The organism is Streptomyces sp., assembly GCF_035563135.1.
Classification (GTDB): Bacteria; Actinomycetota; Actinomycetes; order Streptomycetales; family Streptomycetaceae; genus Streptomyces.
In genome coordinates this window covers 1-4,383 of record NZ_DATMVN010000328.1, presented here as the reverse complement: position 1 = coordinate 4,383, position 4,383 = coordinate 1, and the positions used below count along the sequence as shown (strand labels likewise).

At 73.1% G+C, this 4,383-nt stretch carries 3 protein-coding genes and 1 pseudogene; 3 read left to right on the top strand and 1 reads right to left on the bottom strand.

Annotation, left to right across the window (positions count from 1 at the left end; all coding sequences use genetic code 11):
• The coding region (locus VN520_RS14415; protein ID WP_325747305.1) for a DUF5691 domain-containing protein at positions 1–1,390 on the top strand (1,390 nt) is incomplete at its 5' end.
• Between the two features lie 326 nt (positions 1,391–1,716).
• On the opposite strand, the gene VN520_RS14410 is transcribed toward VN520_RS14415, so the two are convergent.
• The gene (locus VN520_RS14410) at positions 1,717–2,130 is read right to left on the bottom strand and encodes a cobalamin B12-binding domain-containing protein (RefSeq protein WP_325747304.1); all 414 of its coding nucleotides are present in this window, start codon (positions 2,128–2,130) and stop codon (positions 1,717–1,719) included.
• Positions 2,131–2,472: 342 nt separating this feature from the next.
• Here VN520_RS14410 and VN520_RS14405 point away from each other — a divergent pair, with 342 nt between their 5' ends.
• Together VN520_RS14405 and VN520_RS14400 are read left to right on the top strand one after the other, a co-directional pair.
• On the top strand, positions 2,473–3,363 hold the full coding sequence (locus VN520_RS14405) for an esterase/lipase family protein (RefSeq protein ID WP_325747303.1): 891 nt from the start codon (positions 2,473–2,475) through the stop codon (positions 3,361–3,363).
• Between the two features lie 236 nt (positions 3,364–3,599).
• Positions 3,600–4,383 (top strand): annotated as a pseudogene (locus VN520_RS14400) (M23 family peptidase); the annotation flags it as partial.

The window sequence follows — 4,383 nt, the reverse complement described above, 5'->3', positions numbered from 1 at the left end:
GCCCGCCGCCGCCCGCCGCCGGCTCGCCCAGTTGCTCGCCGACCGCTCGGCTCCGTCCGGCGGCGGGCGCCGGGGGACGGCCCCTGATCTCACCGAGCTCATCCCCCAGTGGCTGGCCTCCGCCGGCGCTCGCGGTTACCGGGCACCGGCGGAGCTCCTGCCCGCCCTGCTCGACGCGGCGCGAGCGCGTACGGATCTGCGTCCGCACGTACTGGCGTTCGCCGGGCCGCGAGGGCTCTGGCTGGCCGGGCTGAATCCGGAGTGGAGGTTCGCGCTGCGCGCCTCGTCGCGCAGGGCGCAGCGGCCGGACACGGCGGATCCGGTGGCGGTGCGCCTGCTCTGGGACGAGGGCCTCTTCGCCGAGCGGGTCGCACTGCTCGAAACCGTGCGGGAGCAGGATCCCGATGCGGCCCGGTCCTTGCTCGCCGCCACCTGGCCCACGGAGCGGGCCGAGGACCGGCTGATGTTTCTCGATTCGCTGCGGTCCGGTCTCTCCGGGGCCGACGAGGCGTTCCTGGAGGAGGCCCTCGCGGACCGCAGCCGCAACGTCCGCTCCACAGCGGCCGAGCTCCTGTCCGCACTGCCCGACTCGGCCCTCGCCCGGCGGATGGCGGCCCGTGCCACGTCCTGCGTGAACCCCGACCGTACCGGGGGCGGCATGTCCGTCGCCGTCGAGGCGCCGCACGAGTGCGACGCCGCGATGCAGCGCGACGGAGTGGTACCGGTACCACCCTCGGGGCGCGGCGAACGGTCCTGGTGGCTCGGCCAGCTGGTGGAGGCGACCCCGCTCTGCGTCTGGCGGGAGAGCTTCGGCGGCCGGACGGCACAGGAGCTGGTGGCGCTGCCGGTCGCCGACGGCTGGGCCGTCGAGCTGCACGCCGCCTGGTGCCGGGCCGCCGTGCGGCAGCAGGATCCTGACTGGGCACGGGCGCTGCTCGGTGCCCCTTCGACGCCCCCGGCGAACGGCCCCGGGACGGTGTCGCTGGCGGAGCGGTCGAAGCTCCTCGCCACGCTGCCTCCCCCGGAGCGCGCGCTCTGGGTCGCCGGCTTCATAGCCGCGCACGGGCTGTCCGAGGCCTTCCAGCTGCTCGGTGCCTGTTCCGTGCCCTGGGACGGGCCGCTCGGCCGGTCCGTGGTCGACGCGCTGGACATCGCCCGGGACGCGGGGAGCTATCCCTGGAGCTTCAGCGGGGTGATGGGCCTCGCCGAGCGCTGCCTCAACCCTGCCGAGGCGGACCGGCTCGCGGTGCTCACCACCACGCCGGACGAGCCGGAGGACGCCTCACCGGGAGCGGGTGGCTACTGGTCGGAGGCGTTCCAGCGCCTGGTCTCCACCTTGCGCCTGCGCGCCGCCATGGACGCGGAGCTGGCGCAGCCCCGCACGGACTGACCGGCCGGGGCGGGAAGGGGGCGCGCGGCGAGGCACGCCGGCCCCGCCCCGCGACGGTTGCGCCCCTCCTGCGGGCCCTGTGTCCGGGCCGTGGTGCGGACCGAGGCGTTCAAGCCCGGCCCCGGTCAGGACTCCCGTCCTCAACCGGGGCACCGGAACCACACCCGGCTCCAGGCACCCCTGCCCTGGACCCGCACCCGGCCCCGGACACCCCTGCCCTGGACCCGCACCCGCCCCCGGCCGGGGCACCCGTCCCCGGCCCCGGCCCCGGCCAAGGTCAGGGCACATGAGTCCGTGACCTGCGCCGGGCCCCGGCCGCGGCGGGCTCAGGCCTCCGCAGGCTGGCGTACGTGTGCGTTCACCCAGTCGACGATCGAGGCCGTCGTGGCGCCCGGGGTGAAGATCTCCGCGACGCCCTGCTCCTTCAGCGGGGCGATGTCCGCCTCAGGGATGATGCCGCCGCCGAACACCTTGATGTCCTCCGCGTCCCGCTCCCTCAGCAGCTCGATGACCTTGGCGAAGAGCGTGTTGTGCGCACCGGAGAGGATCGAGAGACCGATGGCGTCGGCGTCCTCCTGGATCGCCGTGTCCACGATCTGCTCGGGGGTCTGGTGGAGTCCCGTGTAGATGACCTCCATGCCCGCGTCCCGCAGGGCCCGCGCGATCACCTTGGCCCCGCGGTCATGGCCGTCGAGGCCCGGCTTGGCCACCACCACACGGATCGGACCGGTCACACCCATCAATGCCTCCACATGCGTTTCCCGTGCCCCGGGGGGCCGGTGATGTGAACGAACGTTATCCACAGCATCCCGCACGGCGTCGTTTCGCGGTCGGCCGGGAGGGGGAAATCACACATGGGACATGTTCGCCGGCGTCGTTTCCCCGCACCGGGCGGCCACGGGCCGCTCGGGGAGCGTCGCCAGGGAGCCGCAACGAGGTCGTCGTACCATCGCGCCGTCAGCCGCACGGCACGGTGGTACGGCCTCCGGCCGCATCAGGGCCGCCGGCCGCCTCCGCAGCGACCCCCGTGAGGGCGTACGGGGCAGGAGCCGCCTCCCCGCATGCCGTGCAGGAGGTCGGCCATGAAGGTCCTGTCCTTCCTACCCCTACTGCTGCGCAGACCGTGCCTGCGCCCGGCCCGGCTGTCCTCGGCGCTGATCGGAGCCACCCTCCTGGAGCTGGCGGTCCTCGCCGGACACGCGCTGATCTACCCCTCGGGCCTCACCCCGGAGCGCAGGGCCCCCGCACACCCGCCCGGCACCGGCACCGGACCCGACGCCACCCCCGGAAAGGTCACCCGTCCGGCGGGCACGACCGCATTGCCGACGGCGGCGGGCGAGCGCCCGCCCGTCGTCCTCCTGCACGGTTTCATCGACAACCGCTCCGTGTTCGTCCTGCTCCGCCGCTCCCTGGCCCGGCACGGCTGGCGCCATCTGGAGTCGCTCAACTACTCGCCCCTGACCTGCGACATCCGCATCGCGGCCGAGCTGCTCAACCGTCACGTGGAGGAGATCTGTGCCCGCACCGGGCACCGCGAGGTCGACATCGTCGGCCACAGCCTCGGCGGCCTGATCGCGCGGTACTACGTGCAGCGGCTCGGCGGGGACCGCCGGGTACGCACGCTCGTCACCCTCGGCACGCCGCACGGCGGCACGGCCGCCGCGCCACTGGCAGGCGCACACCCCATCGTCCGCCAGATGCGCAGCGGCTCCCCTCTGATCGAGGAACTGCGCCGCCCCGCCCCGGACTGCGGGACGCGCTTCGTCAGCTTCTGGAGCGAGCTGGACAGGGTGATGCTCCCTGTCGAGACGGCCTGTGTCGATCACCCCGATCTCGACGCGGTGAACGTACGCGTCAGCGGCATCGGCCACCTCGCCCTCCCGGTGCACCCCGCGGTCGCGTCCGCGATCCGTCAGGCACTCGAGTCCGGCGGGGAGGGAACAGACGCTCCGGGGGCAGCCTCCGTCGCCTGATCCCACGCCCTGTGCCCCACACCCCCCTGCCGATTAGAACGCATTTCGAACATAGGGCCAAGCCTGCCTCCGCCGTCCACCGAAAGACGGCCGATTGCCCGTTTCCTGAGGGGATGGAAGCCCCCGGAGATTGTCGTCCTCCACTACCGCCGGGTACAGTCGCGGCCACTGCTCCCCCTGGGATCCCCCCACCGGACCCCGGAACAGGTCCTGCTGCCGAGGCGAGAGAGAAGTTGGTGAACGACCAGCACCCCCACGCCGGGTATGCCGGATACGACAGTCCTTCCACCGGCGGCTTCGAGACCGACCCGCTCTTCGGGAACCTGCCGGGTCAGCACGACAGCAGCCACGAGACGACGTACGGCGGCGGTTACGCCCCCGCGTACGAAGGCGGTTACGACAGCGGCCGGTGGGACACCGGAGCGCATCAGCAGGCCTCGTACGACGCCTATGACGCCCTGGCCCACCCGCAGGCACCCCAGGGCTACGAGACCACCGGCACCTGGATGACCGAGGCCGGTCCCCCGGCCCTGGCCCCCGCGCCGGACGCGACGGGCCAGTGGGACACCGCAGGCTGGGACTTGACCGGCCAGGCCGATCAGTGGGCGGCAGGCGACACCGGCGCCTTCCCCACCACCACGTTCGACACGACGGCCTACGCGACCGGCACCTTCACCCCTCCCGCCTTCGAGGCCGCAGCGCATGGAAGCTACGCGTCCGCGGACACCGGCGCCTATGACGCCACCGCCTGGAACACCGGCGCCACGCCCGAGAACGCCGCGTACGCACCCGAACAGACGTCGCACCCCTCGTACGAACACCAGTCGGCGCCCTACGAGCCTTACGCATCAGCAGAGTTCGCCTCCCACGAGGACGTCGGTCACGATCCGCAGCACTCCCCCGGCTCCCACGACCACGCCGGGTACACCGACCCCAGTACCCCGCAATCGGACGCGTACACAGACACACACCCGCAGACGTACGACGAGTTCCCCGGAACCGGTCTGACCGAGCCGGTGC

What these genes read in the sequence shown, in the direction of transcription:
- VN520_RS14405 (WP_325747303.1), top strand. Translation starts at nt 2,473, where the DNA reads ATGAAGGTCCTGTCCTTCCTACCCCTACTGCTGCGCAGACCGTGCCTG.
- VN520_RS14410 (WP_325747304.1), bottom strand. Translation starts at nt 2,130, where the DNA reads ATGGGTGTGACCGGTCCGATCCGTGTGGTGGTGGCCAAGCCGGGCCTC.